Annotated in this window: 25 protein-coding genes and 3 pseudogenes; 14 read left to right on the top strand and 14 right to left on the bottom strand. The window is 72.0% G+C overall.

Annotated elements, in window-relative coordinates:
• Positions 1-123: 123 nt before the first annotated feature.
• Entirely contained in the window at positions 124-882 is a 759-nt protein-coding gene (locus tag WJ438_RS33810) for an SDR family oxidoreductase (RefSeq protein ID WP_406728571.1), read from the bottom strand.
• Between the two features lie 12 nt (positions 883-894).
• Positions 895-1,659 (bottom strand): 3-oxoacyl-ACP reductase FabG, encoded by a 765-nt coding sequence (gene fabG, locus WJ438_RS33805; protein WP_406728570.1) that lies wholly within the window; start codon positions 1,657-1,659, stop codon positions 895-897.
• 511 nt (positions 1,660-2,170) lie between these two features.
• Here fabG and WJ438_RS33800 point away from each other — a divergent pair.
• The gene (locus tag WJ438_RS33800) at positions 2,171-2,641 is read left to right on the top strand and encodes an excalibur calcium-binding protein (RefSeq protein WP_406728569.1); all 471 of its coding nucleotides are present in this window, start codon (positions 2,171-2,173) and stop codon (positions 2,639-2,641) included.
• Between the two features lie 61 nt (positions 2,642-2,702).
• On the opposite strand, the gene WJ438_RS33795 is transcribed toward WJ438_RS33800, so the two are convergent.
• The 4 genes from WJ438_RS33795 to WJ438_RS33780 form a co-directional block, all read right to left on the bottom strand.
• Positions 2,703-3,086, bottom strand: a complete 384-nt coding sequence (locus WJ438_RS33795; protein ID WP_406728568.1) for a DUF3037 domain-containing protein — start codon at positions 3,084-3,086, stop codon at positions 2,703-2,705.
• Positions 3,083-3,847 (bottom strand): HipA family kinase, encoded by a 765-nt coding sequence (locus WJ438_RS33790; RefSeq protein ID WP_406728567.1) that lies wholly within the window; start codon positions 3,845-3,847, stop codon positions 3,083-3,085. The genes WJ438_RS33795 and WJ438_RS33790 overlap by 4 nt, the downstream gene beginning before the upstream one ends.
• Positions 3,848-4,369: 522 nt before the next feature.
• Positions 4,370-4,774 (bottom strand): (2Fe-2S) ferredoxin domain-containing protein, encoded by a 405-nt coding sequence (locus WJ438_RS33785; RefSeq protein ID WP_406728566.1) that lies wholly within the window; start codon positions 4,772-4,774, stop codon positions 4,370-4,372.
• Positions 4,771-6,747 carry a heavy metal translocating P-type ATPase gene (locus tag WJ438_RS33780; RefSeq protein ID WP_406728565.1) on the bottom strand — a complete coding sequence of 659 codons (1,977 nt, stop codon included), beginning with the start codon at positions 6,745-6,747 and terminating at the stop codon, positions 4,771-4,773. Before WJ438_RS33780 ends, WJ438_RS33785 begins: the two co-directional genes overlap by 4 nt.
• A 93-nt stretch (positions 6,748-6,840) precedes the next feature.
• Here WJ438_RS33780 and WJ438_RS33775 point away from each other — a divergent pair, with 93 nt between their 5' ends.
• Positions 6,841-7,230, top strand: coding sequence for an ArsR/SmtB family transcription factor (locus WJ438_RS33775; RefSeq protein ID WP_406728564.1), 390 nt, complete (start codon positions 6,841-6,843; stop codon positions 7,228-7,230).
• Between the two features lie 94 nt (positions 7,231-7,324).
• A pseudogene (locus WJ438_RS33770) lies at positions 7,325-7,528 on the top strand (DUF5131 family protein); the annotation flags it as partial.
• A gap of 135 nt (positions 7,529-7,663) precedes the next feature.
• Here the strand turns inward: WJ438_RS33770 and WJ438_RS33765 are convergent.
• Complete coding sequence (locus WJ438_RS33765) at positions 7,664-8,005, bottom strand: ArsR/SmtB family transcription factor (RefSeq protein ID WP_406729889.1); 342 nt, start codon at positions 8,003-8,005, stop codon at positions 7,664-7,666.
• 155 nt (positions 8,006-8,160) lie between these two features.
• Between WJ438_RS33765 and WJ438_RS33760 the strand changes: the two genes are divergently transcribed.
• Positions 8,161-9,495: an MFS transporter gene (locus tag WJ438_RS33760; protein ID WP_406728563.1), complete on the top strand. Its 1,335-nt coding sequence runs from the start codon at positions 8,161-8,163 to the stop codon at positions 9,493-9,495.
• A 185-nt stretch (positions 9,496-9,680) separates the two neighbouring features.
• Here the strand turns inward: WJ438_RS33760 and WJ438_RS33755 are convergent, their stop codons facing one another.
• Positions 9,681-10,922 carry an MFS transporter gene (locus WJ438_RS33755; protein WP_406728562.1) on the bottom strand — a complete coding sequence of 414 codons (1,242 nt, stop codon included), beginning with the start codon at positions 10,920-10,922 and terminating at the stop codon, positions 9,681-9,683.
• Positions 10,919-12,043 (bottom strand): PLP-dependent cysteine synthase family protein, encoded by a 1,125-nt coding sequence (locus WJ438_RS33750; protein WP_406728561.1) that lies wholly within the window; start codon positions 12,041-12,043, stop codon positions 10,919-10,921. Before WJ438_RS33750 ends, WJ438_RS33755 begins: the two co-directional genes overlap by 4 nt.
• Before the next feature lie 202 nt (positions 12,044-12,245).
• Here WJ438_RS33750 and WJ438_RS33745 point away from each other — a divergent pair, with 202 nt between their 5' ends.
• A complete protein-coding gene (locus WJ438_RS33745; protein WP_406728560.1) occupies positions 12,246-12,647 on the top strand; it encodes a hypothetical protein in 402 nt (133 codons plus the stop codon).
• Positions 12,648-13,420: 773 nt separating this feature from the next.
• Here WJ438_RS33745 and WJ438_RS33740 read toward each other — a convergent pair.
• Together WJ438_RS33740 and WJ438_RS33735 are read right to left on the bottom strand one after the other, a co-directional pair.
• Entirely contained in the window at positions 13,421-13,711 is a 291-nt protein-coding gene (locus WJ438_RS33740; protein WP_406728559.1) for a metal-sensitive transcriptional regulator, read from the bottom strand.
• Between the two features lie 114 nt (positions 13,712-13,825).
• Entirely contained in the window at positions 13,826-16,627 is a 2,802-nt protein-coding gene (locus WJ438_RS33735; protein WP_406728558.1) for a heavy metal translocating P-type ATPase, read from the bottom strand.
• Positions 16,628-16,739: 112 nt separating this feature from the next.
• Between WJ438_RS33735 and WJ438_RS33730 the strand changes: the two genes are divergently transcribed.
• Positions 16,740-16,901 carry a heavy-metal-associated domain-containing protein gene (locus WJ438_RS33730; protein ID WP_406728557.1) on the top strand — a complete coding sequence of 54 codons (162 nt, stop codon included), beginning with the start codon at positions 16,740-16,742 and terminating at the stop codon, positions 16,899-16,901.
• A gap of 412 nt (positions 16,902-17,313) precedes the next feature.
• On the opposite strand, the gene WJ438_RS33725 is transcribed toward WJ438_RS33730, so the two are convergent.
• Positions 17,314-17,454, bottom strand: a complete 141-nt coding sequence (locus tag WJ438_RS33725; protein WP_406729987.1) for a hypothetical protein — start codon at positions 17,452-17,454, stop codon at positions 17,314-17,316.
• Here WJ438_RS33725 and WJ438_RS33720 point away from each other — a divergent pair.
• The 3 genes and pseudogenes from WJ438_RS33720 to WJ438_RS33710 form a co-directional block, all read left to right on the top strand.
• Positions 17,432-17,764 (top strand): annotated as a pseudogene (locus WJ438_RS33720) (IS6 family transposase); the annotation flags it as partial. The gene WJ438_RS33725 and the pseudogene WJ438_RS33720 sit on opposite strands and share 23 nt — an antisense overlap.
• A 1,000-nt stretch (positions 17,765-18,764) precedes the next feature.
• Positions 18,765-19,223, top strand: a complete 459-nt coding sequence (locus WJ438_RS33715) for a Crp/Fnr family transcriptional regulator (protein ID WP_406728556.1) — start codon at positions 18,765-18,767, stop codon at positions 19,221-19,223.
• A 64-nt stretch (positions 19,224-19,287) separates the two neighbouring features.
• The gene (locus WJ438_RS33710) at positions 19,288-19,914 is read left to right on the top strand and encodes a CBS domain-containing protein (RefSeq protein ID WP_406728555.1); all 627 of its coding nucleotides are present in this window, start codon (positions 19,288-19,290) and stop codon (positions 19,912-19,914) included.
• Between the two features lie 406 nt (positions 19,915-20,320).
• Here the strand turns inward: WJ438_RS33710 and WJ438_RS33705 are convergent, their stop codons facing one another.
• The gene (locus tag WJ438_RS33705) at positions 20,321-20,764 is read right to left on the bottom strand and encodes a universal stress protein (RefSeq protein ID WP_406728554.1); all 444 of its coding nucleotides are present in this window, start codon (positions 20,762-20,764) and stop codon (positions 20,321-20,323) included.
• A 488-nt stretch (positions 20,765-21,252) separates the two neighbouring features.
• Positions 21,253-22,041 carry a universal stress protein gene (locus WJ438_RS33700; protein WP_406728553.1) on the bottom strand — a complete coding sequence of 263 codons (789 nt, stop codon included), beginning with the start codon at positions 22,039-22,041 and terminating at the stop codon, positions 21,253-21,255.
• A 335-nt stretch (positions 22,042-22,376) separates the two neighbouring features.
• Between WJ438_RS33700 and WJ438_RS33695 the strand changes: the two genes are divergently transcribed.
• The 5 genes and pseudogenes from WJ438_RS33695 (at position 22,377) to WJ438_RS33675 (ending at position 25,224) form a co-directional block, all read left to right on the top strand.
• Positions 22,377-23,054 carry a DUF4389 domain-containing protein gene (locus WJ438_RS33695; protein ID WP_406728552.1) on the top strand — a complete coding sequence of 226 codons (678 nt, stop codon included), beginning with the start codon at positions 22,377-22,379 and terminating at the stop codon, positions 23,052-23,054.
• A 42-nt stretch (positions 23,055-23,096) separates the two neighbouring features.
• Positions 23,097-23,609, top strand: coding sequence for a flavodoxin domain-containing protein (locus WJ438_RS33690; RefSeq protein ID WP_406728551.1), 513 nt, complete (start codon positions 23,097-23,099; stop codon positions 23,607-23,609).
• Between the two features lie 32 nt (positions 23,610-23,641).
• Positions 23,642-23,770, top strand: a complete 129-nt coding sequence (locus WJ438_RS33685) for a hypothetical protein (RefSeq protein WP_406728550.1) — start codon at positions 23,642-23,644, stop codon at positions 23,768-23,770.
• Positions 23,771-23,918: 148 nt separating this feature from the next.
• A pseudogene (locus tag WJ438_RS33680) lies at positions 23,919-24,332 on the top strand (universal stress protein); the annotation flags it as partial.
• Positions 24,333-24,348: 16 nt separating this feature from the next.
• Entirely contained in the window at positions 24,349-25,224 is an 876-nt protein-coding gene (locus WJ438_RS33675) for a universal stress protein (RefSeq protein ID WP_406728549.1), read from the top strand.
• Positions 25,225-25,408 lie beyond the last annotated feature (184 nt).

Genomic DNA, 25,408 nt, shown 5'->3' with positions numbered 1-25,408 from the left:
CTACGTTGTCATCGGTCCATACGTCTTCGAAAACGCCGGAGCGGGCGCCGTTTCGTCAACGAACGCCCGTACCGGAATCCTTGTGGCTCAGCCTCGTCGACTCAGCTTTCGCCGATGCCGGTCTCAGCCCACGCCGGCGTTCAGGAAGATGCCGCCGTCGACCACCAGGGTCTGGCCGGTGACCCAGTCCGCCTGGTCCGAGGTGAGGAACGCGGCGGCGCCGCCGATGTCGGAGGGCACGCCGAGCCTGCCCAGCGGGTAGGCCGCGGCGGCCTCCTCCTCCCTGCCCTCGTATAGCGCCTGGGCGAACTTGGTCTTCACCACGGCCGGGGCGATCGCGTTGACCCGTACCCCGGGCGCGAACTCGTGGGCCAGCTGCGCGGTCAGGTTGATCAGTGCCGCCTTGCTGACGCCGTACGCGGCGATGAAGGGCGAGGGCGCGATGCCCGCGATGGAGGCGATGTTGACGATCGCTCCGCCGTGGTCCTTCTGCCAGGCGTGCCAGGTGCGCTGGGCGAAGCCGAGCGCCGAGATCACGTTGGTCTCGAAGACCTTGCGCGCCACGTTCAGGTCGAGGTCGGCGATCGGCCCGAACACCGGGTTGGTGCCCGCGTTGTTGACGAGGTAGTCGATCCGGCCGAAGGCCTCCATCGTCCGCTCGACGGCGGTGGCCTGGTGCGCCTCGTCGTGCGCCTTGCCGGCCACGCCGATGACCCGGTCGGCGCCGAGCTGCTCGACGGCCTCCTTGAGGTTGTCCTCGTTGCGGCCGGTGATGCAGACGCGGTCGCCGCGCGCGACCAGCGCCTCGGCGACGCCGTGACCGATGCCGCGGCTGGCGCCGGTGACCAGGGCGACCTTGCCCGAGAGTTCCACTGAAGTCATGTTCCGTATTCCCTAGTCGAGCGGTCCGCCGGCCACGTACAGCACCTGGCCCGAGACGAATCCGGCGGCCTCGCCGGTGAAGAAGGCGATGGCGTTGGCGATGTCCTCCGGCTCACCGACGCGGGCGACCGGGATCTGGGTGGCGGCGGCGGCCTTGAAGTCGTCGAAGCCCATGCCGACGCGGTCGGCGGTGGCCTTGGTCATCTCAGTGGCGATGAAGCCGGGGGCGACGGCGTTGGCCGTGACACCGAACTTGCCGAGTTCCTTGGCGAGGGTCTTGGTGAATCCCTGCAGACCCGCCTTGGCGGCGGAGTAGTTGACCTGGCCGCGGTTGCCGAGCGCGGAGGAGGAGGACAGGTTGACGATGCGGCCGAAGCCGGCGTCCACCATGTGCTTCTGGCAGGCCTTCGACATCAGGAAGGCGCCCCGCAGGTGCACGTTCATGACGGTGTCCCAGTCGGCGACGCTCATCTTGAACAGCAGGTTGTCGCGCAGCACACCCGCGTTGTTGACCAGGATGGTCGGCGCGCCGAGTTCCCCGGCGATGCGCGCGACGGCGGCCTCGACCTGCGCCTCGTCCGAGACGTCGCAGCCGACCGCGAGAGCCTTGCCACCGGCGGCGGTGATCTTCTCGACGGTGTCCTTGCACGCGCCCTCATCGAGGTCGATCACGGCGACCGCGTGGCCCTCGGCGGCCAGCCGTACGGCGGTGGCGGCGCCGATACCGCGCGCGGCACCGGTGACGACCGCGACCCGCTGCTGCTCAGTGGTGGACATTGCTGCTTCTCCTCGCCCTTGGGATGCGGCTTTTGCGGCCCGCCCAGTAGATGAGCGACCGCTTAGTACCTTCAGCAGACGTGACGCTAGAAGCCCTGGCACCCGGTGTCAACGGCACACCCTGCTGTGTGATCCATTCCCCGGACCGCCGCCTTCGAGCGGACCGCACCCCGGTCGGGGGCGTCCCGCCCTGATCGGCCCCGCGGCCACGCACGCGACACCCGATCGGCCCATGGCTGCGCGCCCCGGTGCGGGACGCCCTCAGGGCTTGTCCGACGGATCGGGTCGCAGGACCTCGGCGGCGCCCATCAGCGCAGGTGAGCGGGGGCTGGTGCGTCCGGCTGCAAGGCGGAGGAGGGCGTCGACGCGGAACCTCGGCAACCGCCGACAACGCCGCAGAGGAGCGCACCAGCCCCGCGTCTGCGGGATGATCCGCCGGACAGGCCCTAGCGTCGAGGCGCGAGCCACTCACGGTCGGAGCAGCCACTCGCGGCCGGAAAGGAGGCGCTCCATGCGCCGTCGCACCGGTGCCCTCGGCATACTGATCGCGCTCGCCGCGACCGTGCCGCCGGCCCACACCGCTCACGCACAGGATCTGGACTGCCGGGACTTCACCTACCAGGAGGAGGCGCAGGCCCTGTTCAACCTGGACCGGAGCGATCCCAACGGACTCGACGAGGACCAGGGCCCGGACGACGACATCGCCTGCGAGGCGCTTCCCCGCCGGGGCGACCCCGTCACTTCCTCCACCAGCTCTCCCCGGCCCGAGCCCACCACCGCAGCTCCCGTCGCAGCCCCCACCCGCCCCGTGACGCCCACGGCACCCGCGACGACGCCCCCGCCCCCCACCGCGCCCGCCTCGGTCGCGCCCACGCGGGGCGTGGAGGGCGGGCTGGGCGGCTCATCGGCCACCGGGCCGAGCGACTGGGACACCGGAATCGGTCTGGCGTTCGCGGCGGGTGCCGCCGCCGCGGCCGGCTGACGTGGTGAGGCGCCGTCGACGCTGACCCCCGGGCCGACACCCACCACGGGGGTCCGCCGGTTCAGCGCACGAGCAGGTCGAGCAACCGCTCCACCTCGGCCGCCGGATCGGCGGTGAGCCCGGTGTGCACGGGTCCGGGCTGGACGATGGTGGAGCGGGGGGCGATCAGCCAGCGGAAGCGCCGCCCGGCGTCGTCCCGGGCGGCCTGGCCCGCCGCCTTCCCGCCGGCGCACACCCCCTCGACGGCACGCAGCGCGGCCCGTACACCGGCCAGGTCCACGTGCGGGTCGAGGGCCAGCAGCCGGGACGCGTCGAGGTGGGTGCGGGCCCCGACGAACGCCTCGTGGCGGCAGTACACGAGTACTCCCGCGTTGACGCACTCGCCGCGCTCGACGCGCGGTACGACCCGCAGCAGCGCGTATTCGAAGACGTGCCGGTCGCTCACTCGTTCTCCCCGAGGCCGTGGACGCGCTGATGGACGGTGGCCGCGCGGGCGAGCAGGGGCCGTGCGTAGGCCCGCCGGAGCTCGTCCGGGGTGTCGAATCCCGGCTCGTCCGCCAGCCATACGTCGGGGATCTGCGCGGTGACCTCGACGAGCAGGTCCTCGGTGACGCGGGGCGCGAGGTCCGCCGCCGCGGCGGCCACGTCCGGCGCGGAGGTCTTCAGGGCGTGGTCGGAAGCGTCGTAGGGGCGGGCGGCGGACGCTTCGACGCCGGGCCAGTTGTGGTGCCAGATCATGGTGGCGCCGTGGTCGATCAGCCAGAGCTCGCCGTGCCGGCGCAGCAGGTTGGGGTTGCGCCAGGACCGGTCGACGTTGTTCACCAGCGCGTCGAACCAGACGACCCGCCCGGCCTCTTCGGGGCTCACCTCGAAGGCAAGCGGGTCGAAGCCGAGCGCGCCGGAGAGGAAGTCCACACCCAGATTGGCGCCGCCGCTGGCCTTGAGGAGTTCCTGAACCTGTTCGTCGGGCTCACCCAGCCCCAGCACCGGATCGAGTTCGACCGTCACCAGGCGCGGCACCCGGAACCCCAGCCGACGGGCGAGTTCCCCGCAGACGACCTCGGCGACCAGGGTCTTGCGGCCCTGACCCGCACCGGTGAATTTGAGGACGTAGGTGCGGAGGTCGTCGGCCTCGATCAGTCCCGGCAGCGAGCCGCCCTCGCGCAGGGGTGTGATGTAACGGGTTGCGGTGACCTCAGTCAGCATTTCGCCAGGCTACGCGATCCCTTGGCCTTGCATTCCATGACCTCTCCAAGATCCCCGTGTTCCGGGGGGTCGGCCACGATCAGCCCTGGGGAGATTCTGGGGAGTTTCGACCGGCGCACTGATCTCCCGGCTCCCCGAGCAGTCCGTCGATCACGGTGCGCCCCTTACTCCCTGCCTCCGGCATGAAGTGAGCGTAGTGACCGAGCGTGACAGCCGGCGAGGAGTGCCCGAGCCATCGTGCCAACGTCGTCACCACGGACTCCCCCGCCTCCCACACGGTCGAGGGCCTTGGCGCGTCTGAGGGATGATCGTCCGAGGTTGTGTCGGGGTGCGGGGGCGCCGGTGCCGGGTCAGACGTCCGCGGGCATGCGGTGTGCTCGCCGACGGGCGCGGGCAGACACGTTCGCCGCGGCGCACGCCGCTCTGCTCGAGGCCCGGGAACGTGTACCGATCGTGGCGCACTGGGGGCGAGGGCCTGCTGGTGTGCAGCCGTATGCGAGGGCGCCCGGCCCGGGAGGCCGGTCAGTCGTGGAGTTCGGCGCGGACGCGGCGTGAGGGCTGGAAGGCGTAGAGGTCGAGGATGCCGGGCGGGTCGGCGAGGCCGGGGCCGCCGTCGGTGACCCAGGTGGTGATGTCGGTGAGGGCGTCGGGGTCGTTGACCAGGCCGAGCCAGACGGGAGCACCGCCGTGTTCGCGGCCGTCGGCGGAGGGCTGGACGACGATGACGTTGGCGTGTTCGCACGTGCCGAGGCAGTCGGTGACCCGTACGGTCGCGGCGCCGTCCACGGCCTGGCGCAGATCGCGCAGTTGGGCTGTGTGGTCGAGGCCGGGGATCCTGGGGGTGCCGCAGCAGCAGCCGCGGCAGACGGTGAGGGTGGGCCGTGTCGCCCCCGCGACGGGGGCGACACGGCGGGTGCGTTTGCTCACGCGGTGTCCTTGGCAGGGTTGGTCCAGGCGGCCTCGCGCAGCAGGCGCAGGCCGTTGAGGCCGACGATGACGGTGGAGCCCTCGTGTCCGGCGACGCCGAGGGGAAGCGGGAGGGTGCCGATCAGGTCCCAGGCGACCAGGGCGGTGATGAACACCCCGGCGATGGCCAGGTTCTGGATGACCAGGCGGCGGGCGGTGCGCGAGAGGTTCACGACGGTGGGAATGGTGGCCAGCTCGTCGCGGACCACGACGGCGTCGGCGGTCTCCAGGGCGAGGTCGGAGCCGGCCTTGCCCATAGCGATCCCGGAATGGGCGGCGGCGAGCGCGGGTGCGTCGTTGACGCCGTCGCCGACGACGAGCACCTTGCGGCCCTGCTCCTCCCATTCCCGCACAGCGGTGACCTTGTCCTGCGGCAGCAGCCCGGCGCGGACGTCGGTGATGCCGACCTCGGCGGCCAGGTGTCGCGCGGCACGCTCGTTGTCGCCGGTCAGCAGCACCGGGGTGCGGCCGGTCAGGCGGGTGAATGCGGCGACGGTGGCGGCGGCGTCCGGCCTCAGCCGGTCGGCGATCCCCAGCACCCCCACCGGTGCGCCGTCGCGCAGCACCGCCACCGCGGTACGCCCGGCATCCTCCAGCTCCCGCACCACCTTCTGGTGGGCCGGGTCGGCTCCGGCGGGCAGCAGCCGGGCGGGGGAGCCGACCTGGACGGTGTGGCCGGCGATGGTGGCGATGACGCCCTGACCGGGGGCGGAGGCGAACTCGCTCGCGTCGGCAAGAACCAGACCGCGTTCGCGGGCGGCGTCGACGACGGCGCGTGCCAGCGGGTGCTCGCTGGGGTGCTCGGCCGAGGCGGCGAGGGCGAGCAACTCGTCCTCGGTCAGGGCGCTGCCGGGCAGCGGGCGGATGTCGGTGACGCGTGGGGTGCCCTCGGTCAGGGTGCCGGTCTTGTCGAGCGCGACGGCGTCGATCCGCCCGAGGCGTTCCATCACGACGGCGGACTTGACGAGCACACCGTGACGTCCGGCGTTGGCGATCGCGGACAGCAGCGGCGGCATCGTGGAGAGCACCACCGCACAGGGCGAGGCGACGATCATGAATGTCATCGCCCGTAGCAGAGCCGACTGCAACTCGTCGCCGAAGGCGAGCGGGACGGCGAAGACGGCCAGGGTCGCGAGGACCATGCCGATCGAATAACGCTGCTCGATCTTCTCGATGAACAGCTGCGTGGGGGCCTTGGTCTCGGAGGCTTCCTCGACCATCTTCACGATCCGGGCGATCACCGAGTCCGCCGGGTCACGCACGACACACACGCGCAGGGCACCGGTGCCGTTGACGGTGCCGGCGAACACCTCGTCCCCAGACTGCTTCGCCACCGGCAGCGGCTCGCCGGTGATGCTGGCCTGGTCGACATCGCTGGCTCCGTCGAGGACCCTCCCGTCGGCACCGACCAGCTCACCGGGCCTCACCAGGATCGTGTCCCCGACCGCCAGCCGTGCGGCGTCGACACTCTCTTCCGTGCCGTCGGGCAGGAGCCTCGTCGCGGTGGAGGGGGCGAGGTCGAGCAGGCCGCGCACGGAGTCCGCGGTGCGGGCGGTCGCGACCGCCTCCAGGGCGCCGGAGGTGGCGAAGATGACGATCAGCAGTGCACCGTCCAGGACCTGGCCGATCGCGGCGGCACCGAGCGCCGCGACGACCATCAGCAGGTCCACGTCCAGCGTCTTGTCCTTCAGGGCCTTCAAGCCCTCCCAGCCCGGCTCCCAGCCGCCGGCGACGTAGGTGGCGGCGAACAGCGATCCCCACAGCCACCCCGGGGCACCCAGCAGGTACAACGGCAGGGCGAGCAGGAACAACACCAGCGCAGCCAGCGCCCACCGGGCCTCCGGCAGCGCCAGGACGCGCGTGCGGCGCCGCGGCGGGGCGGGACGCGGCCCGGCGGCGGCCGGCGCGGGCCGCTGGTCCAGGACAGAGGGCATGACAAAAAACCTTCCGGGTGGGCGGGGGAACCGACCTCCACCGTACAGGAATATCTGAACAGGCTTTCAAGTGTCACCGCTAGGATGGGCGCCATGGGTCACGGAGCCGACGACAGGAACAACGTCACCCCGCGCGAGCGACTGGACGCGGCGGGGGTGACCGACGTCGCCGCGACCCTCCAGGCCCTGGCCACCCCCTCACGCCTGTACATCCTGGCCCGGCTCCAGGAAGGCCCCTGCTCGGTCGGCGACCTCGCCGACTCCGTCGGCATGGAAGCCTCCGCCTGCTCCCACCAGCTGCGCCTGCTGCGCAACCTGGGGCTGGTCTCCGGCGAGCGTCACGGTCGCTCCATCGTCTACTCACTGCACGACAACCATGTCGCCGAGCTCCTGGAGCAAGCCCTCTTCCATGTGGAGCATCTGCGGCTCGGCCTGCGCGACGCCCCCACCTCCGAGGCAGCGCCGGCCGTGAACCGGCGATAAGCAACCGCGTCAGCCAGGCGGCCATCGCGGGCCGGCAGCGCGGCCTCCTCCGTGAAGCACAGAGAGGCCATCAGCAGGAACATGCCGCCGAACGGTGAATCGAGCGACTCGGCTCCTGTCCTGCGAGCCGTTGCTCGGTCCGCTTTCCGGTCTGGACGTGTCCGGCATCGACTGGGTGGTCGTCGGCGGAGAGTCCGACCCCGGGGCTCATCCCATGGGCCTTTCGTGGGCCACCGAGATCATCGAACAGTGCCGAGCCTCCGGCACGGCGGCCTCTGTCAAGCAACCGGGCTCGTGCCGGGACAGGGCACACCACAAGGAGATCGACCGGCTCCCCCGCCGCGCCGCGGTGGGAACCACCCTCAGGCCAAGGACCGCGCGCCGGCCTGTGAGTGAAGAGGGCCTGCCTCGACATCCCGGGTGCCCTGGCAGGTCAGTCGTGCGGGGCCTGTCCGCTCACCCGGTGGTCGGCGTGGCTGAGGGCCTCCCTCACCAGCCGCCGCAGATGCCCATCCCGCAGGCTGTAGTAGACGTGCCGCCCCTCACGCCGCGTCTCCACCAGCCCCGCGAGCCGCAGCTTCGCCAGATGCTGGCTCACCGCCGTCCTGGACGCATCACATCGCTCGGCCAGTGAGCCGACGTCCGACTCCCCGTGCGCGAGCAGCCAGAGCAGGTGCAGCCGAGTCACGTCGGACAGCATCGCGAACACCTCGGTCGCCTCCGCGAGGCGCGCGCGGTCCGGGGGACGCAGATGCGCACCGGGTGCAGTTGGCATGGACTCGCGAGTAGGCATGCACTCAGCGTAGAGGCCGGAACGAGCCAGAGTCGCCGCCCGCGGCTTCATCCCGTATCAATATGTGCACAGATGTGCACATATTGATACGGTGAGGGGCGGTCGCCCCCGACTCCGACCTGCCGAGGGATTGCCGCATGCTCTCCGTCCTGCGCAACCGCACCTACCGGCACCTCTTCACCGCCCAGGCCATCGCCCTGGTCGGCACCGGCCTGGCCACGGTCGCGCTCGGCCTGCTGGCGTACGACATCGCCGGTGCCGACGCCGGCTCGGTCCTCGGCACCGCACTGGCGATCAAGATGGTGGCGTACGTGGCGATCGCCCCGGCCATCGGCGCGGTCGCCGCCCGGCTGCCGCGCCGGGCACTGATGGTGGGCTCCGACCTGGTCCGGGCCGCGGTGGCGCTGATGCTGCCGTTCGTGGACCAGGTGTGGCAGGTGTACGTCCTGATCTTCCTGCTCCAGTCGGCGTCGGCCGCGTTCACACCGACCTTCCAAGCGGTCATTCCCGATGTGCTGCCTGCCGAGCGCGACTACACGCGGGCGCTGTCGCTGTCCCGCCTCGCCTACGACCTGGAGAGCCTGTTCAGCCCGGCCCTCGCCGCCGCGCTGCTGTCGCTGATGACCTACAACTGGCTGTTCATGGGCACGGTGGCGGGCTTCCTGGCCTCGGCGGCCTTGGTGGTCTCGGCGATCCTGCCGAAGCGGGTCGCCGCCGAACCGCGCGGCGGCAGCGCGTATGCCAAGGCCACCGCGGGCGCCCGCCTCTTCCTCGCCGTCCCGCAGCTGCGCGCCCTGCTCGCCCTCGACCTCGCGGTCGCGGCGGCGGGTGCGATGGTCACCGTCAACAGCGTCGTGTACGTCCGCGGCGAGCTGGCCCACGGCGCGGCCGACCTGTCGCTGGCGCTCGGTGCCTACGGCGGGGGGTCGATGGTCGTCGCCCTGCTGCTGCCCCGCCTGCTCGACCGGGTCTGCGACCGCACGGTGATGCTGGGCGGCGCGCTGTCGCTCCCGCTGGTCTTTGCCGCACTCGGCGGAACCACGGCAGCCGGCAGCGGGGCCTGGCGCTGGCCCGCACTGCTTCTCACCTGGGCGGCCTTCGGTGCCGCCTGCTCGATGGTGCTCACGCCGGCCTGGCCGATCCGCCGCTCGGCCCCGCCCGAGGAACGGCCCGCCGCCTTCGCGGCGCAGTTCTCCCTCTCGCACGGCTGCTGGCTGCTGACCTATCCGCTGGCCGGCTGGCTGGGCGCGGTCACCGGTCTGCAGTCGGCGGTGGTGGCACTGGGCGTGATCGCCCTCAAGGCCGGGCTCGGGGCGGTGTGGCTGTGGCCGTCGCGGAAGCCGGCCCCCGTCGAGCACGAGCACAGCGGCCTCCACGCCGACCACCCGCATCTTGCGGATGCCGTACGCGTAGGGAGCGGCTGGCGGCACAGTCATCACCGCCTGCCCGACGGGCTGCACGCGCACCGGTGAGGAGGGCCGTCGAGCGGCGTTTCGGCCCCTCGGCGGCCCCTCAGTGGTCGCGTGATCAGACCCGGGCGATCAGCACATAGCGTTCGTCGCTGACCGGGTGCCCCCACAGGTCGGCCCGGCACTGACATCGCCGGCTGCCGACGCCGGTGAGCGTCGGCAGCCGAACGAGCCGTTGGACGCGGCAATCACCCCGGCACCGCAACCGGCTTCGGCACCAGGTACCCGGCGCGGTGCAACCGCGCCACGAACCCCGCACACACCAACCCGGTCGCGGCCAGCACCGCCCACGGCAGCCACCGAACGCCCGTGTCGAACAACGCCCCCACGGCAAGGTTCCCGAGCGAGATCGCGATGCCCGAGGCGGTGTGGTAGGCGCCGTAGTACGTCGCGACCAGCCGGTCGCCGGAAAGCCGTACGACGGTGTCCATCTCGAACGGGTAGAGCAGCGCCCCGCCCCAGGCCAGCAGCGCCGCGCACAGCATCAGGGCCCCTGCCCCCACGACGGGGTCGTACGACGCGGGCAACAGCGGCAGGAAGGCCGCCCCCATCACCACCAGCCCGTACACGATCGCCCGCGGCCCGGACAGGTGCCGCTTCGCCCACGCGGTCAGCTTCAGCTGGCCCGACAGCGCGGCCAGCGCCGAGACGGCGAAGACCGCGCCGGTCGCCACCCCGGCCCGCTCGCCGAAGAGTTCGCGGGCGCGGAGCGGCAGGGCGAGGTAGACCTGGAAGGCCAGAACGTACGAGCCCGCCATGGCGGCGGCGAAGAGAAGGAACGGCCGGTCGGCCGCGATGGTGCGCCAGTCGGCGGCCACCGCCCGCCAGGCGGGCTCCGCACTGCGGCCGGCCGGTGGACGGGCGGGCAGGGCGCGGGCCTGCAGGGCGGCCAGCGCGCCGAAGATGAGCGCGGCGACCGCGCACACCACGCCGAAGTCCCAGGTCAGCAGGGCGAGTCCGGCGAGCGGGCCGACGAGGATGCCCGCCTGGTAGAAGACGTTGAAGGCGGCGAACGCCTCGACGCGCCGCTCCTCGCCGGCCTCCGCCGCGAGATACGCGCGTACGGCGGGATTGAACAGCGCGCCGGCCAGGCCCGTCAGCGCCGAAGCGACGATCAGCACCGGCAGGCTGGCGGCCACCGCGAGCAGTACGAAGGCGACCGTCCGCAGGGCGCACCCGGCCAGGATCAGCGGCTTGCAGCCGTACCGGTCGGCGAGCGTGCCGCCGACCAGGAACATGCCCTGCTGGGAGAGGTTGCGCACGCCCAGCACCAGGCCGACCGCCCAGGCCGCGAGCCCGAGGCCGTGGGACAGGTGATCGGCGAGGTAGGGCATGAGCATGTAGAAGCCGAGGTTGATGGCGAACTGGTTCACCATCAACAGCCGGGCCGGACGGTCGAAGGAGGCCATCTGGGCCCGCAGCCGCCTCATCGCACACCCGCCTTCGCCGCCGCGCGCCCCAGCGGATCCCGCACCCGGCCGCACCGGGTCCAGGAGGTCACCACACACTCGTCCGGCTCGGCGATCTCGCCGGGCGCCGGCGGAGGTTTCTGGCCGAGGAGGCCGTGTTCGCGGCACCAGGCGTCGTTGTAGACGGTTTCCAGGTAGCGGTGCGGGCCGTCCGGGAACACGGCGGCGATCCGCGTGCCGGCGGGGTACGTGCGTGCCGCCCACCCGGCCACCAGCGCCACCGCCCCGACGCTCCAGCCTCCGGACGCGTAGTGGCGGCGGGCGAGCCGGCGGCAGGCCCATACCGCCTCGGCCGGGGCCACCCAGTGGACCTCGGTGAAGGCGTGGTAGTCGACGTTCGACGGGTGGATGCTCGACCCCAGACCGCGCATCAGCCGCGGCCCGGCAGGCTGCCCGAAGATCGTCGAGCCGACCGCGTCCACCCCGATCAACCTCAGCTCGGGACACCGCTCACGCAGCCCCGCGGTGATGCCGGCCGAGTGTCCACCCGTGCCCACCGCCGCCACCAGCAGGTCGACGCGGCCGAGTTGGGCGAGGAGCTCGGCGGCCAGCGGCCGGTAGGCGGCGGTGTTGTCGGGGTTGTGGTACTGGTCCGGACAGTACGCACCCGGTGTGTCGGCCAGCAGCTCGGCGACGCGCTCGCGGCGGGCCCGCTGCCAGCCGCCGTCGGGATGCGGTGCGGCGACCTGGTCGACGCGTGCGCCACGTGCGGTGAGCAGCCGAGCCATCGACGGCTCCAGGCCCGGGTCGGTGACGACGGTGACCGGATGGCCGTACGTCAGCCCGGCCAGGGCGAGTCCCAGGCCGAGGGTGCCGCTGGAGGACTCGACGATGGGCGCACCGGGCGCGAGGTCGCCGCGGCGCCGCGCCTCGCGGATCATGTGCAGGCCGGGACGGTCCTTGATACCGCCCGGGTTGGCGCCTTCCAGCTTGGCGTGGAAGCCGCGGCCCGGCGGGGCGAACGGCTCGTCGATCCACAGGAGCGGGGTGTTGCCCACCAGGTGGGCCGGGCGGCGGGCGATCGGGGGAACGGGGTTGTCGGCCCCGACGGGCATGAGGGATTCGAGCAGCAAGGGGTGCATGAACGTACGGCTCCTTCACGCCCGCATGTCGGGCGGGCGCGGTACTGGGCGGTGCAGGGGCGCGCGGGCACGCCGGACCGTGGGCCGCCGCCGTCGCGGCGGGGCCCCGGTGAGGGCGTGCGGGTCGGGCCTACTGCCGCCAGACGCAGTGCCGTGCACAGGCGGATCGGCCGCCCGGTGGTCCGGGAACACCATCCCTTGAGTGGTCACGGCCAGAAGACGCACGTACCACGGGCAGGCTCGCAACGAGCTCGACGATCTGCAAGGCGTCGACCGGCTGGTCGGCTTGATCCCGGACGCGGTCCACCGCGTGCGCGACGGTGTCCTCGTGTTCGTGTTCGTGACCGTGTCCGTGTCCGTGGTCGGACCCCAAGGCCGCCGCTTCTGCCACGGCGACCGACTGTTCCACTCCCACGACGGTGAGCGGTTGGTAAAGGCCGACGAAGCCCGGCCCGTGCAGGGCGCCCAGCAAGTGGGACGCCACCAGGAGGATCAGTCCGATGAACAGCACGGATGGCGCGGGCCGACGCTGGGTGCGGCTGCCGGCCATCGTACGCATCACGCACACACCGTAATGGATTCATTACGTACGATCACGGCATGACGCGATGCCTCGCCTGCCGGTGGCGCGTCACGGAGACCGCGCGACCGCTGAGACGCCGGGGCGCGCTGCGGGCCGGCGGCGCTTCGCCGCCTTCGTACCGTTCGGCATTCGCTCGTTCAGCCCAGCGACGTGATCCATTCGCCGAGCGCGCCTCAGTACAGGTAGGTGTCGACCAGGAGGGCGGCCAGGCCTGCGAGGAACGCGTGCAGCACCGTGCGCCGAGTAGGTTCGGCGACTGAAGGCCCTCATCCCAGGGCGAGAGCGGCGAGGGCGAGAATCCCGGGGCCGGTGTCCTGCCAGCTGACGGGAAAGCCGCCAGCGGAGCGTCGGTGAAGAACTGATCCCCATGAACGGCTCGCAGAATCGCGTTCCAAGCCACGGGCCCGGCCCCGGCGGCCAGCGCGTCGGCGGCGATAACTACGGGGCGGCGTCCGCGCGTGGCCAGCGCCGGCAGGACAGCAGCCAAGAGCGCCGACAGCACCGCCCCGTGACTGATCTGTCCCCAGCCGATCAGGGCAAACCTCCCGGCCACGATGCCGGCACAGCCGATGACATCCCGCCCACGGAGAACCGCACCTTGAGGCGGCAGGCGTCGCGGTCGAGGCGCACCGGCCAGCGCGCCCCTGTGCCGAAGGCCCTGAACACGGTGGCCTGCGTCGCCGACGCCCTGGGCGCCGCGCACAGGGCGGGCCTGATCCGTCGGGACATCAAGCCGTCCGTCATCTCCACCGGCCAGGCGCCGCGAGCGCCGCCTGGCCGGTGGCCGGCTGTCGTCATGGGTTCCGCCCGTGCTCGGGGGAAACGGCTGACCGCCGCAGGGTAGGGGGCAGGAGCGGCCAGTGCGAAAGACCACCGCGGCGGCGGCTACAGACGCAGTGCGCGGCGCAGGGTGTCGGTGAGTTCGGCGTACTTCTCCTCGGCCTGGTGGGGCCGATGCGGGTGACATTGGTGACGCAGCCGCGTACGTGGTCGTCAAGGAGGCCGAGGGCGACTTCCTGCAGGGCCCGGCCGGCTGCGCTGATCTGGGTGAGGACGTCGATGCAGTAGCGGTCGTCGGTGACCATGTGGGAGATGCCGCGTTTCTGACCTTCGATCTTGTTCAGACGGGCCAGGTGGTCGGCCTTGTGCTCGGCGTATCCCGGTACCGGAGTGTGCCTGTGCTCGTGGGGTGGCGGTGGTCATCGCATGTCGCCTCCCGCGCTCGTGCCGCCGATCGTGGGAGCGGTGTAGCGGTCTGGGGCGGCGTCGAACGTGACGGCGCAGTGGGCGGAGCAGAAGGAGTAGGTGCCGTGCTCGGTGTGCCGGTGCTCGGCGGCGGTAGCCTTCTCCACCTGCATGCCGCAGACCGGGTCCGTGACCACGGTGCCGCCGCCCTGAGAGGCAGGATGGGGGTGTCCCTCGCCCACCGTGGCGGTCGTGCTGCCGTCCGGGCCCCGGTCGGCAGCGGACTCGACACGGGGCTGAACGGGGGCGGGCCGGGCCTCGGGCAGCGGCTGGGTGTGCCAGCGGCGCAGCCGGGAGGCGTTGGTGACGACCGACAGCGAGCTGAGCGCCATGGCCACGGCGGCGATGACCGGGCTGAGCCGGATGCCCCACAGCGGATACAGGGCCCCGGCGGCGAGGGGGACGCCGACGGCGTTGTAGACCAGGGCGAAGAACAGGTTCTGCCGGACGTTGCTCATCGTGGCCCGCGACAGCCGGATCGCGGTGACGACACCGCCGAGCGAGCCGGAGATCAGGGTGATGTCGGCGGCCTCGATGGCCACGTCGGTGCCGGTGCCGATGGCAAGGCCGACATCGGCCGCGGCCAGGGCGGGCGCGTCATTGATGCCGTCGCCGACCATGCCGACGGTGCGGCCCTCGCCCTGCAGACGCCGGATCTCGTCGGCCTTGTGCGCGGGCAGCACCTCGGCCAGCACCCGGGTGACGCCCACCTGGGCGGCGATGGCGGCGGCCGTGCGTGCGTTGTCGCCGGTGAGCATCACGATGTCGACACCCATGCGCTGCAGGGCGGCGATGGCGGCGGCGGAGTCGTCCTTGACGGTGTCGGCGACCGCGAGCACGCCGGCGGGCCGTCCGTCCACTGCGGCGAGGACGGGGGTCTTGCCCTCGGCGGCCAGGGCGGCCGCGGCGGGGGTCAGTGCGGTGGTGTCGATGCCGACGTCACCCAGCAGCCGGGCGGTGCCCACCAGGACGGCATGCCCGGCGACGGTGGCCTGAACACCCTTGCCGGTGACCGAGTCGAAGCCCGTCGCCGCGAGCGGGCGAGGGCCACGGTCACGGACGCCGGTGACGATGGCCTGCGCGAGCGGGTGTTCACTGTCGGCCTCGGCCCCCGCCACCAGCTGCAGCAGCGCGGTCTCATCGAATCCGCCGAGGGGTTGGACGTCGGTCAGCACGGGCTTTCCCTCGGTGACGGTGCCGGTCTTGTCCAGCACGACGGTGTCCAGCTTGTGCGCGGTCTCCAGGGCTTCGGCGGAGCGGATCAGAATGCCGGCCTGAGCACCCTTGCCCGTGCCGACCATCACCGACAGCGGAGTGGCCAGACCCAGTGCGCACGGGCAGGCGATGATCAGCACCGCGACCGCGGACACCAGCGCCAGGGTCAGCACAGGGGACGGGCCGAGGGTGAACCAGAGGGCGAAGGTTCCGATCGCGATGGCGATGACCGCCGGCACGAAGTACGCCGACACGGCGTCGGCGAGCCGCTGGATGGGGGCCTTCGACGCCTGGGCCTGCTGCACCAGGCGGATGATCTGGGCCAGCATCGTGTCCGCGCCGACCTTGTCCGCCCGTACCCGCAGGGACCCGGTGCCGTTGACGGTGGCCCCGATGACCGTGGCCCCGGCGTGCTTGGTGACCGGCATCGGCTCGCCGGTGACCATCGACTCATCGACAGCGGAGGATCCGGAGAGAACCTCGGCGTCGACGGGAATCTTCTCTCCCGGCCGGATGACGAGTTCGTCGCCGACCACCACGTCTTCGACCGGGATCTCGGTCTCGGAACCGTTTCGGACGACGCGGGCGGTGCGGGCCTGCAAGCCCAGCAGGGCCCGGATGGCCTCGCCGGTACCGGCCTTCGCCCGGGCCTCCAGCAGCCGCCCGAGCAGGATCAGGGTCAGGATGACGCCGACGGCCTCGAAGTACACCTCTCGCACGTCCTCGGGCAGCAGACCGGGGGCGAGGGTGACCAGCAGGCTGTAGCCGTAGGCCGCAGACGTACCCAGGGTGATCAGGGAGTTCATGTCCGCGGCCCGGTGGCGCAGCGTCAGCCAGCCCGTCACGTGGATCGGCCAGCCGGTGTAGGACATCACCGGCGTGATCAGCGCCAGCTGCAGCCAGTGGTTCAGCATCCAACCGGGCACCCAGTCGGCGCCGAACAGGTCGTGCGCCATCACCGCGAACAGCACCGGGGCGGTGAGCACCCCGCCCACGGCCACCCTGCGGATGAGATCCTTGATCTCCGCCTGCCGCTCGGCGACGTCCGCGGCCTCCGCCTCGGCGGCCGTCCGCTCCTCACCCACCGGCGCCTCGCCGGCGACAGCAGGAGGAGCAGGTGCGGCCGTGGCGGCGTGGCCGTCCGGGGTGGGCGGTGCGGGGCCCTCCGCGGGTTCGACCAACAGCGTGCCGTGGATCATGTTCATACCGCAGGCGAACCCGAACGAGCCCGGCCGGTCCGGGTTCAGCCGCACAGTGGTGCGCGTGTGCGCGGGCAGGCCCGCACCGACCTTCAGATCGGGGAAGACCACACGGGAGGTGCACTCGCCGGCCTCCTGCCGGTCGAACACCAGCTCCACCGGCATACCCTGCCGGACTTGGATCACATTAGGGCTGTAGCCACCCCGCACCGTCACCTCCACCCGCTGCACCCCGCCTTCCAGCCGGGCGGCACCGGCACGGCGCGGTCCGAAGAAGTACCAGCCCAGCGCGCCGATCAGCACGGCAGAGGCCGCCACGACGACGACTTCCAGGGCACCCATGGGCCGCGCCTCCCCTCTCGGTTCGCTCTCCAGCCTGTGCCCAGGTACCCCTGCCTCGTAGGGGCTGAACGGCCCACTGGTCGACGTCACCACCGTCTACAAGGTCTCCGGCATGACCTGCGGCCACTGCGAGCGCGCGGTCTCCGAGGAGATGTCCGCGCTGACCGGCGTCACCTCGGTCACGGCCGTCGCCGATACCGGTGAAGTGACCGTCGTCTCCGACGCTCCGCTCGACGAGGAGGCCGTCCGGGCCGCTGTCGACGAGGCCGGCTGACGAGCTCGTCGGCCACGCCTGACAGTTCACCGGTGGGCAGGCCCGGCCGGCGCACGCTGTCGCCATCGGTGCCGGGACGGGCGACTTCGCCGGGCACGGTCCGGAGCCTGTCACGCGAGCTGCAAGAGAGCGGCCCCACGGTCGCCCCCTCGCCTGAAGACCCACGCCAGGCCGGGGCCTCCGCCTTCGACAGGGTCGGTGGCCGAGACTCTGACGATCCACGACGGAGATCCACAGTGAACGCGAGCTGACACATACGGACAGGAGGCGTCCTCGGGCCCCTGCTGCTCGCCGTCATGCTCGCCCTCGGCATCTTCGTCATGCACGCCCTGGGGCACCCCCACAACTCGTCGGGCACCGGCATGAACAGCCCGGCCCACACCTCGGCCCCGATGCACAAAACCCCCGCAGTTCAGGACCACCCCGCCGACACCGCGGCGTCGATGCACGCCGACCAGGTGACAAACGTGCACGACTCCCGGTCCGCCCACCCGCCCATGCCGGCGATGGACATGCTCTCGCTGTGCGTGGCCGTGCCGTGGGTGATCGTCACGGACAGGCTCCGCTCCTACCGCGCGGCCCACCGCGAGGTGATGCCCCCGGGCCGGGCACCGCTCCCGCCAGGGCCTGACCCACCGGGCCGGAAACACCCATCAGCCCACCCGGCAGCGCGAACGCGCCAGGAAGGGCCTTTGCCGCGTCGGCGGAGCCCAGCGGTTCCTGTCCGCGTTCCGCGGCGTCTCACCCCGCTTCCGGCCCGCCGGCACCGGATGACCGCCGCCCACTACCGCACCGAGACGCTCACCCGCTTCGCCGTCCGGGACCAGGCCACCGGCACCGCCGCACAGCCCGCCGACGTCTGACCCGGCACCGGCGCCCCCGCACCCCGACACAACGTCGGACGATCATCCCTCAGCCCACGCGCCAAGGCCCTTCCAGGTGTAGGTGTTCCCCGTGTTCGCGGCGATGGCGTTGCTGAAGCGCGTGGTGAGCACGGGGGAGGATTTCCTTGTCGGTCTGTCCGGCCCCCGGCCTCCCCCATAGAAGCTCCACCTCCACCGGCGGGAACATCTCGGCATGGCGCTTCAGCTCCTCGACCCCGATGAGGGCATGTCGACGGTACCTCTCCTGGAGATCCCGCAGGAACGGTCAGGCTGTACGTGTGCTCCTGAACCGAGCGCGGAGCGCCCTGATGCTCGCCCCGGGCCGACGGTGCACGGGCAGGGCGACAGCCCGGCCGTCGGTCCGGTCGGCCGTGAGTGCCTGCGGCACCCGTCCGTCCCGGTGGCCGCGGTGCCCGCACCCGGTCCGCAGGCGCGGTGCCGCCGCGAGGCATCGAACCCCCATGCGCCAACGAATTGGGCTCATAGAGGTGCCGTCCCGCAGCACCACCTCGATGAGCTGCGGTTTCACCGGCTCAGCCGCGAGAATCTCCACGGCTGTCGTTCTCCGGCGACAGCACTGGTGACGGCGAGCTCCTCGTGCCTGTGCAGACGCTGGTGAGCGGTTGCCCGCCGGTTGGGCCGAAGGGCCCTCCGGTAGGACCCGAGCGGCCTGTGGCATCCGGCGTCGGTCGGGCACAGGCTGAAATCGGGGCCCGCGAGATCCCCGAAGGGCCGCGATGACAGACAGTCGTATCACCGCCCTTCCGGACAGGAACGGACTGGATGGTGTCTTCCACCGCTTCCTCGTCCGAGCCGCTGCCGGCAAGGGCTCACCCGCAAGCCCTCCACCCCACACAAGCGGCCCGGCGGCTCCGGCTGCCTGTGCCGCGGACCCCGCGTCGACGTCACCGAGGAAACCGGCGCTGCACCACCCGCTCGCCGCCCGGACGCGGCAGGAGGAGCGGAAGGAGACGGAGCGATGACATCCATGACCACCCTGGCCACGGCACTCCCCGCCGAATACCGCGAGCGGCTGCTGCAGCACGCCCGCGAGGTCTCCTTCGGCGTGGAAACCCGTCTGTTCGAGGAGGGCCGGCGCGCCGATCGGTTCTGGATCATCCGGACCGGGACCGTCGCCCTCGACCTGCACGTCCCCGGTCGCCGTGCCGCCGTCATCGAATCGCTGGGCCACGGGGAGCTGGTCGGCTGGTCCTGGCACTTCCCGCCCTACGTGTGGCAGTTGGGCGCCGAGACCACGAGCCCGGTGCGGGCCTGGGAGTTCGACGCGGAGGCCGTGGGGGCGCTGTGCGCCGAGGACCCCGAGTTCGGCCGCGCTGTCGCCGTGTGGGTCGGCCGGGTGGTCGCCCACCGGTTGTACTCCGCCCGCATCCGGCTGCTCGACCTGTACGCCCCGTACGGCAGCGGGGGCACCGAATGACCGGGGTTCCCATATCGCGCACCGGCTGGACTCATCTCGCACCTGACCACCCGAGGGGAACCCCATGAACGGCAGCCCGCACACCGTGAGCGACGTGATGACACACACCGTCGTGGCCATCGGCCGCGACGCCCCGTTCAAGGACATCGTCCGACTCATCGCGCAGTGGAAGGTCAGCGCCCTGCCCGTGCTGGAGGGCGAGGGCCGGGTGGTCGGCGTCGTCTCCGAGGCCGACCTGCTGCCCAAGGAGGAGTTCCGCGACAGCGACCCCGACCGGTTCGTGCAGCGGCGCCGCCTGCCCGACCTGGCCAAGGCGGGGGCACTGACCGCCGGCGAGCTGATGAGCACCCCGGCCGTCACCGTCCACGCCGACGCCCCCCTGGCCGAGGCCGCCCGCATCATGGCTCAGCGCAGGGTGAAGCGGCTGCCCGTCGTCAACGCCGAAGGGCTGCTCGAGGGCGTCATCAGCCGGGTCGACCTGCTGAAGGTCTTTCTGCGGACGGACGAGGAGCTCGCCCGGGAGGTCCGCGAGGCCGTGGGGGTGGAGGTCTCCGACGGCGTCGTCACCCTCACCGGCCGCATACGGGACACCTCGCTGGTGCCCGTCGCCGCCCGCGCGGTGCGTGCCGTCGAGGGGGTCGTCGACGTCAAGTTCCAGCTGACGGGCGGACCGTCGAGCGAACCGGCGTGAAGTACCTCGCCGAGCTGCAGCACACCGGCCTCGACGAGGACAACCTCGTCATCAGCCTGCTCGCCGAGCGGCGGTTCAGGGCGGGGCGGGTGGCCGCGCGTCAATGAGGCGGAGAACGACCGGCTCTTCGACCAGCGGTGGGGCGTGGACGTGCCTGCCGCCACCCCGCTGATCTCCCTCGTCGAGGAGGCCGGCGGCGCGACGGACACGGTGGAGCCGCTGCGGCTGGGCGAGGCGGGCGTCGAGGTCATCGAGACCGCGTTCACCGAGCGGTCCCGGGCCCCGGGGCGCACGCTGGGCGAGATCACCCTGCCCGTCCCACGAGGCGACCGAGCAGGAGACCCACGCGGTGTTCCAGTGACCTGGGGCCCCGCACCGTCCCGGGCCGCAGGTCACTGCTTCGGGGTCACTTCTTCTCGGAGCGCACGATCACCACCGGGCAGCTCGCATGCTGGGACACGTGCTGGCTGACGGAGCCGAGCAGGGCGCGCGCGAATCCGCCCCTGCCCCGGCTGCCGACGACCAGGACCTCGGCTCCTTCCGCGGCTCGCAGCAGGACGTCGGCGGGATTGCCGTGCACCACATGGGTCCGGACCGAGCCGGCCGTGTCCGCGCCGAGCACATCGGTCAGCTCCCGGCTCATCTTCTGCCGGGTCTCGTCCTCGTCGACGTCCATGTCCACGGCGGGCGCCGACCAGCCGTACAGGCCCGGCAGCTCCCACACCGCGACCGCGTCCACGGTGCCGCCGACGAGACCGGCGTAGCGCACGGCCCAGTGCAGAGCCTCGTACGAGGACTGCGACCCGTCGACACCGACCACCACCCGGCGTTCGGAGGCATCCTTGTCCATGCGTCCCACCTCTCCTTCGGCATACGTGCCCACCGGGCCGGTCCGCCCCCGTTCTCCACGCTGAGGGAACCATCGCCACATCGCCAGAGATGCGCATCCGGCGGCATGACGGACGGCGGTGCGCCGTCCGTACGCAAAGCGGGCCACTCAGCCGGATCCCAGGCCCTCACGCGTTCAGCCGTCAGGTCTGGGCATGTCGCGCCCTGCTCACTGCCGTTCGGGCACGACCGCGACCGGGCACTGCGTTCGTCACGGGCCTCCTTCAGCGGATGCTGAGGACTGCAGCCGGGTGCGGTCGTGTCCAGGGCCTGGTGGGAGGGCCGGCGTGCAGGACGACCAGCGTCTCCCCGCAGGCCGACCGCTCACCGATTCTCTGTCGGGGTCTGGTTGCGGCTGGGGGGTGTGCTCGTGGTGCTGGTCGAGGGCACGCCCTTCAGGAAGTCTCCGGCTCGAGGGTGGAGACCGAGCAGAGCGCTGCCCCACGGCGTTCACGGTGCACGACGGCGGGCAGCACCTGCGGCGCCCGCAGCGGCCGGCCTGCCGCCGCTCAGGCCCTGACCAGGCAGGTACAGGCGCCGGGTGGGAAAAGTGCTCTCCTCACCCGGGTCGCTCACCGCATCCGCGCATATGCGCCATCGTCCGATCCGGCCGGCTGCGCGCTGCACCTCTGGCTTCCCGACGGGGAGCACCGTGACGGAGCCTGGGCGTGGCGGGCCGGGGCCGGCCGAGGAGCATGGGGGGCCATGCGGCCCTGGATTCGCCCGATGGACCGTCGGATCCTGGACGCGAGGCAGGGGGAGTACCCACGCGGCCGGTCCGTGGGCCGGGCGGGCGGCGTCGTCCCCGGCTGCTCCCACCGCGAACCCGACGACGATGTTCCCGAACCTCCTGTCCCGGTGCTCCGCCGCGCCGCGAACCACGACCACCGGACAGTCCGCTCGTGCCGCCACAGCCAGACCGACCGAGCCCAGGAGCATCCCGGACAGACCTCCGAGCCCTCTCGATCCCAGCACCAGGGCGAAGGCGTTGCGCCCCTCGCCGACCAAGGCGAAGGCGGCGTCCTCATGCAACACCTCGCTCGACAACGGCACCGTGGGAGCCGTTTTCCTGGCACGCCCCGCGGCAGCGCCGATGCCGTCGGCCGCCTCGTCGTCCCGTACCGCTGCGTGCAGGAGACGGAGCGGTACCTCGTGCCGGATCGCCTCTTCCGCGGCCCAGTCCACCGCCTCCAGGCTGGCCTCGGACCCGTCGATCCCGACCACCAGGGGAATGGTCACAGCCCGTGTCTCCTCTCGTGCCGGGTTCCGCGCGCCCCTGCCCGCACGTCCACACGTGCGGTGGAGGGGATCGGGGTACTCCTCGGATGAGAGGGCGCCCTGGGCTCCGTGCCGACCGTGTGCGGACTCTCGCCTCCACCGGACTCGTTCCCGCCCTTCACGGTCACTTCCAGCTTCGTACGGAGCGGAGGTCGCCGCCATGCCGCCAGCCGTCACCGTGTGCCTCGACGGCTCACCCGAGAGCCCTGCTGCCGCCCGCGTGGCCGCTGCTGCTGATACCAGTGCAACGCATCACCCCTCGTGATCGTCACCGGATTCCGAAGGGAGAGGTCACCATGAGCACGAACGGCAGGCCCCCGGCCGTGCCGCCCACCGCGGTGACGCCCTCGCGCCATCCCGCGGGGCTGACCGCGGTCCTCGAGGCACCGCTGTCCCGCTGGCTGTGGCTGATCAAATGGCTGCTCGCCCTCCCCCACTACGTCGTCCTGTTCTTCCTGTGGGTGGCGTTCGTGGGGGTGAGCGTGGCGGCGTTCTTCGCGATTCTCCTCACCGGCCGCTATCCACGGCCTCTGTTCGACTTCAACACCGGCGTGCTGCGGTGGAACTGGCGCGTGGCGTACTACGCCTACGGTGCTCTGGGCACCGATCGTTATCCGCCGTTCACCCTCGCCGATGTCCCCGGTTATCCGGCTCACTGGGAGTTGGCGTACCCCGAGGAGCTCTCCCGTGGGCTCGTCCTGGTGAAGTGGTGGCTCCTGGCCGTCCCGCACTACCTGGTCCTGGGGTTCTTCCTCGGAGGCACCCGCCTGGCCTGGTTCTCGGGCGGCCTCATCGGGCTGCTCACCCTGTTCGCCGGAATCGCCCTGGCCGCCACCGGGCGCTACCCGCGCGGTCTGTTCGATCTGCTGCTCGGGCTGAACCGCTGGGTGCTGCGCGTGGCCGCGTACGCGGCTCTGCTCACCGATGTGTACCCGCCCTTCCGGCTCGACCAGGGCGGTCAGGAACCATATTGAGCCGTCCCGCGGCTGCGAACACGCCACCAGGAGGTGCCTTCCATGGACGTCCTCGTCGGATACGCGACCGTCCACGGCTCCACCCGGGCGATCGCCGAGCGGATGGCTGCCGTGCTGAGCCGTGCGGGACTGACGGCCGAGGCCAGACCCCTGCCGGAGGTCGAGGACGCCGACGCCTACCGTGCGTTCGTCCTCGGCAGCGCCGTGCACGGGCAGAGCTGGCTGCCCCCGGCCAGGGAGTTCGTCCGGGACAATCTGGACGTACTCGGGGCCCGCCCCATGTGGATCTTCAGCGTCGGGATGCCGGCAGCACTGCGCGGGCCGTGGCGCCGCCTGGCCCCCAAGGAGGTGTCGGCCATCGAGGAGGACCTACCGTCGGATCTGCGCTACCGCGGCCACCACCTGTTCTCCGGTGTCGTCGAACCGGACCGGCTCCCCCGTGCCGGACGCCTCATGTTCCGCCTGATGGGCGGACGGTTCGGCGACTTCCGTGACGGGGAGGCGGTCGACGGCTGGACGACGGGTATAGCCGGGGAACTCCGCGCAGATCGGTGAGGTGGGTCCGTTCGCCCGGGGAGGGTGACCGCGTGTACACCACCCTCCGACGAACCGCCGCCGCTGTGGGCGCCGCCCGGACGCTCGCCGTGGTTGCCGTCGGAGCGGTCGCCTTCCACGGGGCATGCGTCGCCCTCGCCCGCCGGCACAGCCGCGCGTGAGAGAGGGGAGGGCAGGTGTGACCGGCTGACCGGGCCACCGTCACGTGGGCGTGGACCGTTCGGCCCTCGTTTGAAATCCCGTTCACGGATCACTCTGGTCGCACAGGGCCGGCTGGCGGAGGGAGGAGCGCTGAGCGGCTTGGTCCTCGTGGGCGCGGACGGCTCCGCGCCGAGCTTCGACGCCGTCGCCTGTGCGCCCAGGAGGTTGAAGCCCGATACGGCTGCCCTCGAGGTCGTACCCGCCCTGGCCCGGCCCGTACACCTGCCGTCGGACGCCGTGCCGCCGAAGCACGTCAGGGATCACTTCCGCCCGTCGGCCGACGGGCGGAAGGACGGCGCCGTGCGTCGGGCGCGGACGGTCGCACGGAACGTCGACGTGTCCGGACCGGTAGTGGCGGGAGAACCACTGACCGTGCTGGAGGAGCAGTCCCGGGCGGCGGATCTGGTCGTCGTGGGACACCGGGGCCACGGCGGGTTCACCGGGCTGCTACTGGGTTCGGTCAGTCAGGCCGTTCTCCATCACGCGTACAGCCCCGTCGCAGTGGTGCGGGGACGGCAGACCGCTGGAGGTGTCGACGATGCGCGCCGACGGACGCAAGCCGATCGTGATCGGTGTCGATCCCGATCCGGACAAGCGGACGGCTCTCGCCTGGGCCGCCGACGAGGCGGACCGGCGCCGCCTTCCCCTGACGCTCGTGTACGCGCAGGGCGAGCCGGTTCCCGGGTTCCGGCGGGAGGGCAGCCCTCCTTCGTGGGAGAAATGGCGGGAGGAACTGCACACGGCGGGCAACGACGTGCTCGAGCGCGCGGCCGCGTTCGTCGAGTCGCGCTGTCCCGGCGTGGACACCTCGACGGTGCTGGCCGAGGGGCACCCGGCGTGGGTCCTGGCCGAGCACTCTCACCACGCCACTCAGGTCGTGGTCGGCTCCTGGCATCTCGGCGCCGTACGGGAGCTGTTCGGCTCGGCCGCGGTCGCGCTCCCGCTGGCCGCCCACGCGGCGTGTCCGGTGGTCGTCCTGCGCGAGGCGGAGCACACCACCCAGCAGCCGCCGTACTTCGTCGTCGGCGTCGACGGCAGCCCGCGCTCGGCCGCCGCCGTCGACTTCGCGTTCGAGGAGGCCTCCCTGCGGGGCGCGGCGCTACGCGCGCTCTACGTCTGGCACACCCCGTTGCTCGGGGTCCTGGACGAGGACGCGGCACTGGGGGAGTGCCGTCGACTGCTGTCCGAGACGGTGGCCGGGCGCACCGCGGCCCATCCCGCGGTGGAGCTGCACCACGAGGTCGTGAAGGGGCATCCGGTGCAGGAGCTGACGAAGGCGTCCGCTCACGCGCTCGGCCTGGTGGTGGGCACGCGCGGGCGTGGCGGCTTCAGCGACATGCTGCTGGGCTCCGTGAGCCAGGGCGTCCTGCACCATGCGCACTGCCCGATCCTCATGGTCCCCCACAAGCGGTAGCGGCGTCCGGCAGGGAACGTTGCCATGGGACAGCCGGTGGCGGCGGGGGTGGACGGTTCGCCGTCGAGTCCGGACGCGGTGGAGACCGCGGCCCCGAGGCCTGACTCCGTGGCGTGGGCCTGCGGTTGGTCCACGCCTTCGGATGGCCGTCCCTGCATGTGCCGCCCGCCGGCCCGCCGTGGAA

Source organism: Streptomyces sp. GD-15H (assembly GCF_045291515.1).
Classification (GTDB): domain Bacteria; phylum Actinomycetota; class Actinomycetes; order Streptomycetales; family Streptomycetaceae; genus Streptomyces.
Note: the sequence above shows the minus strand (reverse complement) of the source record. Positions and strands in the feature narration are given on the sequence as shown.

What these genes read in the sequence shown, in the direction of transcription:
- WJ438_RS33710 (WP_406728555.1), top strand. Translation starts at nt 19,288, where the DNA reads ATGAACGGCAGCCCGCACACCGTGAGCGACGTGATGACACACACCGTC.
- WJ438_RS33730 (WP_406728557.1), top strand. Translation starts at nt 16,740, where the DNA reads ATGACCTGCGGCCACTGCGAGCGCGCGGTCTCCGAGGAGATGTCCGCG.
- WJ438_RS33690 (WP_406728551.1), top strand. Translation starts at nt 23,097, where the DNA reads ATGGACGTCCTCGTCGGATACGCGACCGTCCACGGCTCCACCCGGGCG.
- WJ438_RS33765 (WP_406729889.1), bottom strand. Translation starts at nt 8,005, where the DNA reads ATGCCAACTGCACCCGGTGCGCATCTGCGTCCCCCGGACCGCGCGCGC.
- WJ438_RS33675 (WP_406728549.1), top strand. Translation starts at nt 24,349, where the DNA reads ATGCGCGCCGACGGACGCAAGCCGATCGTGATCGGTGTCGATCCCGAT.
- WJ438_RS33750 (WP_406728561.1), bottom strand. Translation starts at nt 12,043, where the DNA reads ATGCACCCCTTGCTGCTCGAATCCCTCATGCCCGTCGGGGCCGACAAC.
- WJ438_RS33755 (WP_406728562.1), bottom strand. Translation starts at nt 10,922, where the DNA reads ATGAGGCGGCTGCGGGCCCAGATGGCCTCCTTCGACCGTCCGGCCCGG.
- WJ438_RS33735 (WP_406728558.1), bottom strand. Translation starts at nt 16,627, where the DNA reads ATGGGTGCCCTGGAAGTCGTCGTCGTGGCGGCCTCTGCCGTGCTGATC.
- WJ438_RS33740 (WP_406728559.1), bottom strand. Translation starts at nt 13,711, where the DNA reads ATGGTCACCGACGACCGCTACTGCATCGACGTCCTCACCCAGATCAGC.
- WJ438_RS33705 (WP_406728554.1), bottom strand. Translation starts at nt 20,764, where the DNA reads ATGGACAAGGATGCCTCCGAACGCCGGGTGGTGGTCGGTGTCGACGGG.
- WJ438_RS33715 (WP_406728556.1), top strand. Translation starts at nt 18,765, where the DNA reads ATGACATCCATGACCACCCTGGCCACGGCACTCCCCGCCGAATACCGC.
- WJ438_RS33775 (WP_406728564.1), top strand. Translation starts at nt 6,841, where the DNA reads ATGGGTCACGGAGCCGACGACAGGAACAACGTCACCCCGCGCGAGCGA.
- fabG (WP_406728570.1), bottom strand. Translation starts at nt 1,659, where the DNA reads ATGTCCACCACTGAGCAGCAGCGGGTCGCGGTCGTCACCGGTGCCGCG.
- WJ438_RS33780 (WP_406728565.1), bottom strand. Translation starts at nt 6,747, where the DNA reads ATGCCCTCTGTCCTGGACCAGCGGCCCGCGCCGGCCGCCGCCGGGCCG.
- WJ438_RS33695 (WP_406728552.1), top strand. Translation starts at nt 22,377, where the DNA reads ATGAGCACGAACGGCAGGCCCCCGGCCGTGCCGCCCACCGCGGTGACG.
- WJ438_RS33760 (WP_406728563.1), top strand. Translation starts at nt 8,161, where the DNA reads ATGCTCTCCGTCCTGCGCAACCGCACCTACCGGCACCTCTTCACCGCC.
- WJ438_RS33810 (WP_406728571.1), bottom strand. Translation starts at nt 882, where the DNA reads ATGACTTCAGTGGAACTCTCGGGCAAGGTCGCCCTGGTCACCGGCGCC.
- WJ438_RS33800 (WP_406728569.1), top strand. Translation starts at nt 2,171, where the DNA reads ATGCGCCGTCGCACCGGTGCCCTCGGCATACTGATCGCGCTCGCCGCG.
- WJ438_RS33790 (WP_406728567.1), bottom strand. Translation starts at nt 3,847, where the DNA reads ATGCTGACTGAGGTCACCGCAACCCGTTACATCACACCCCTGCGCGAG.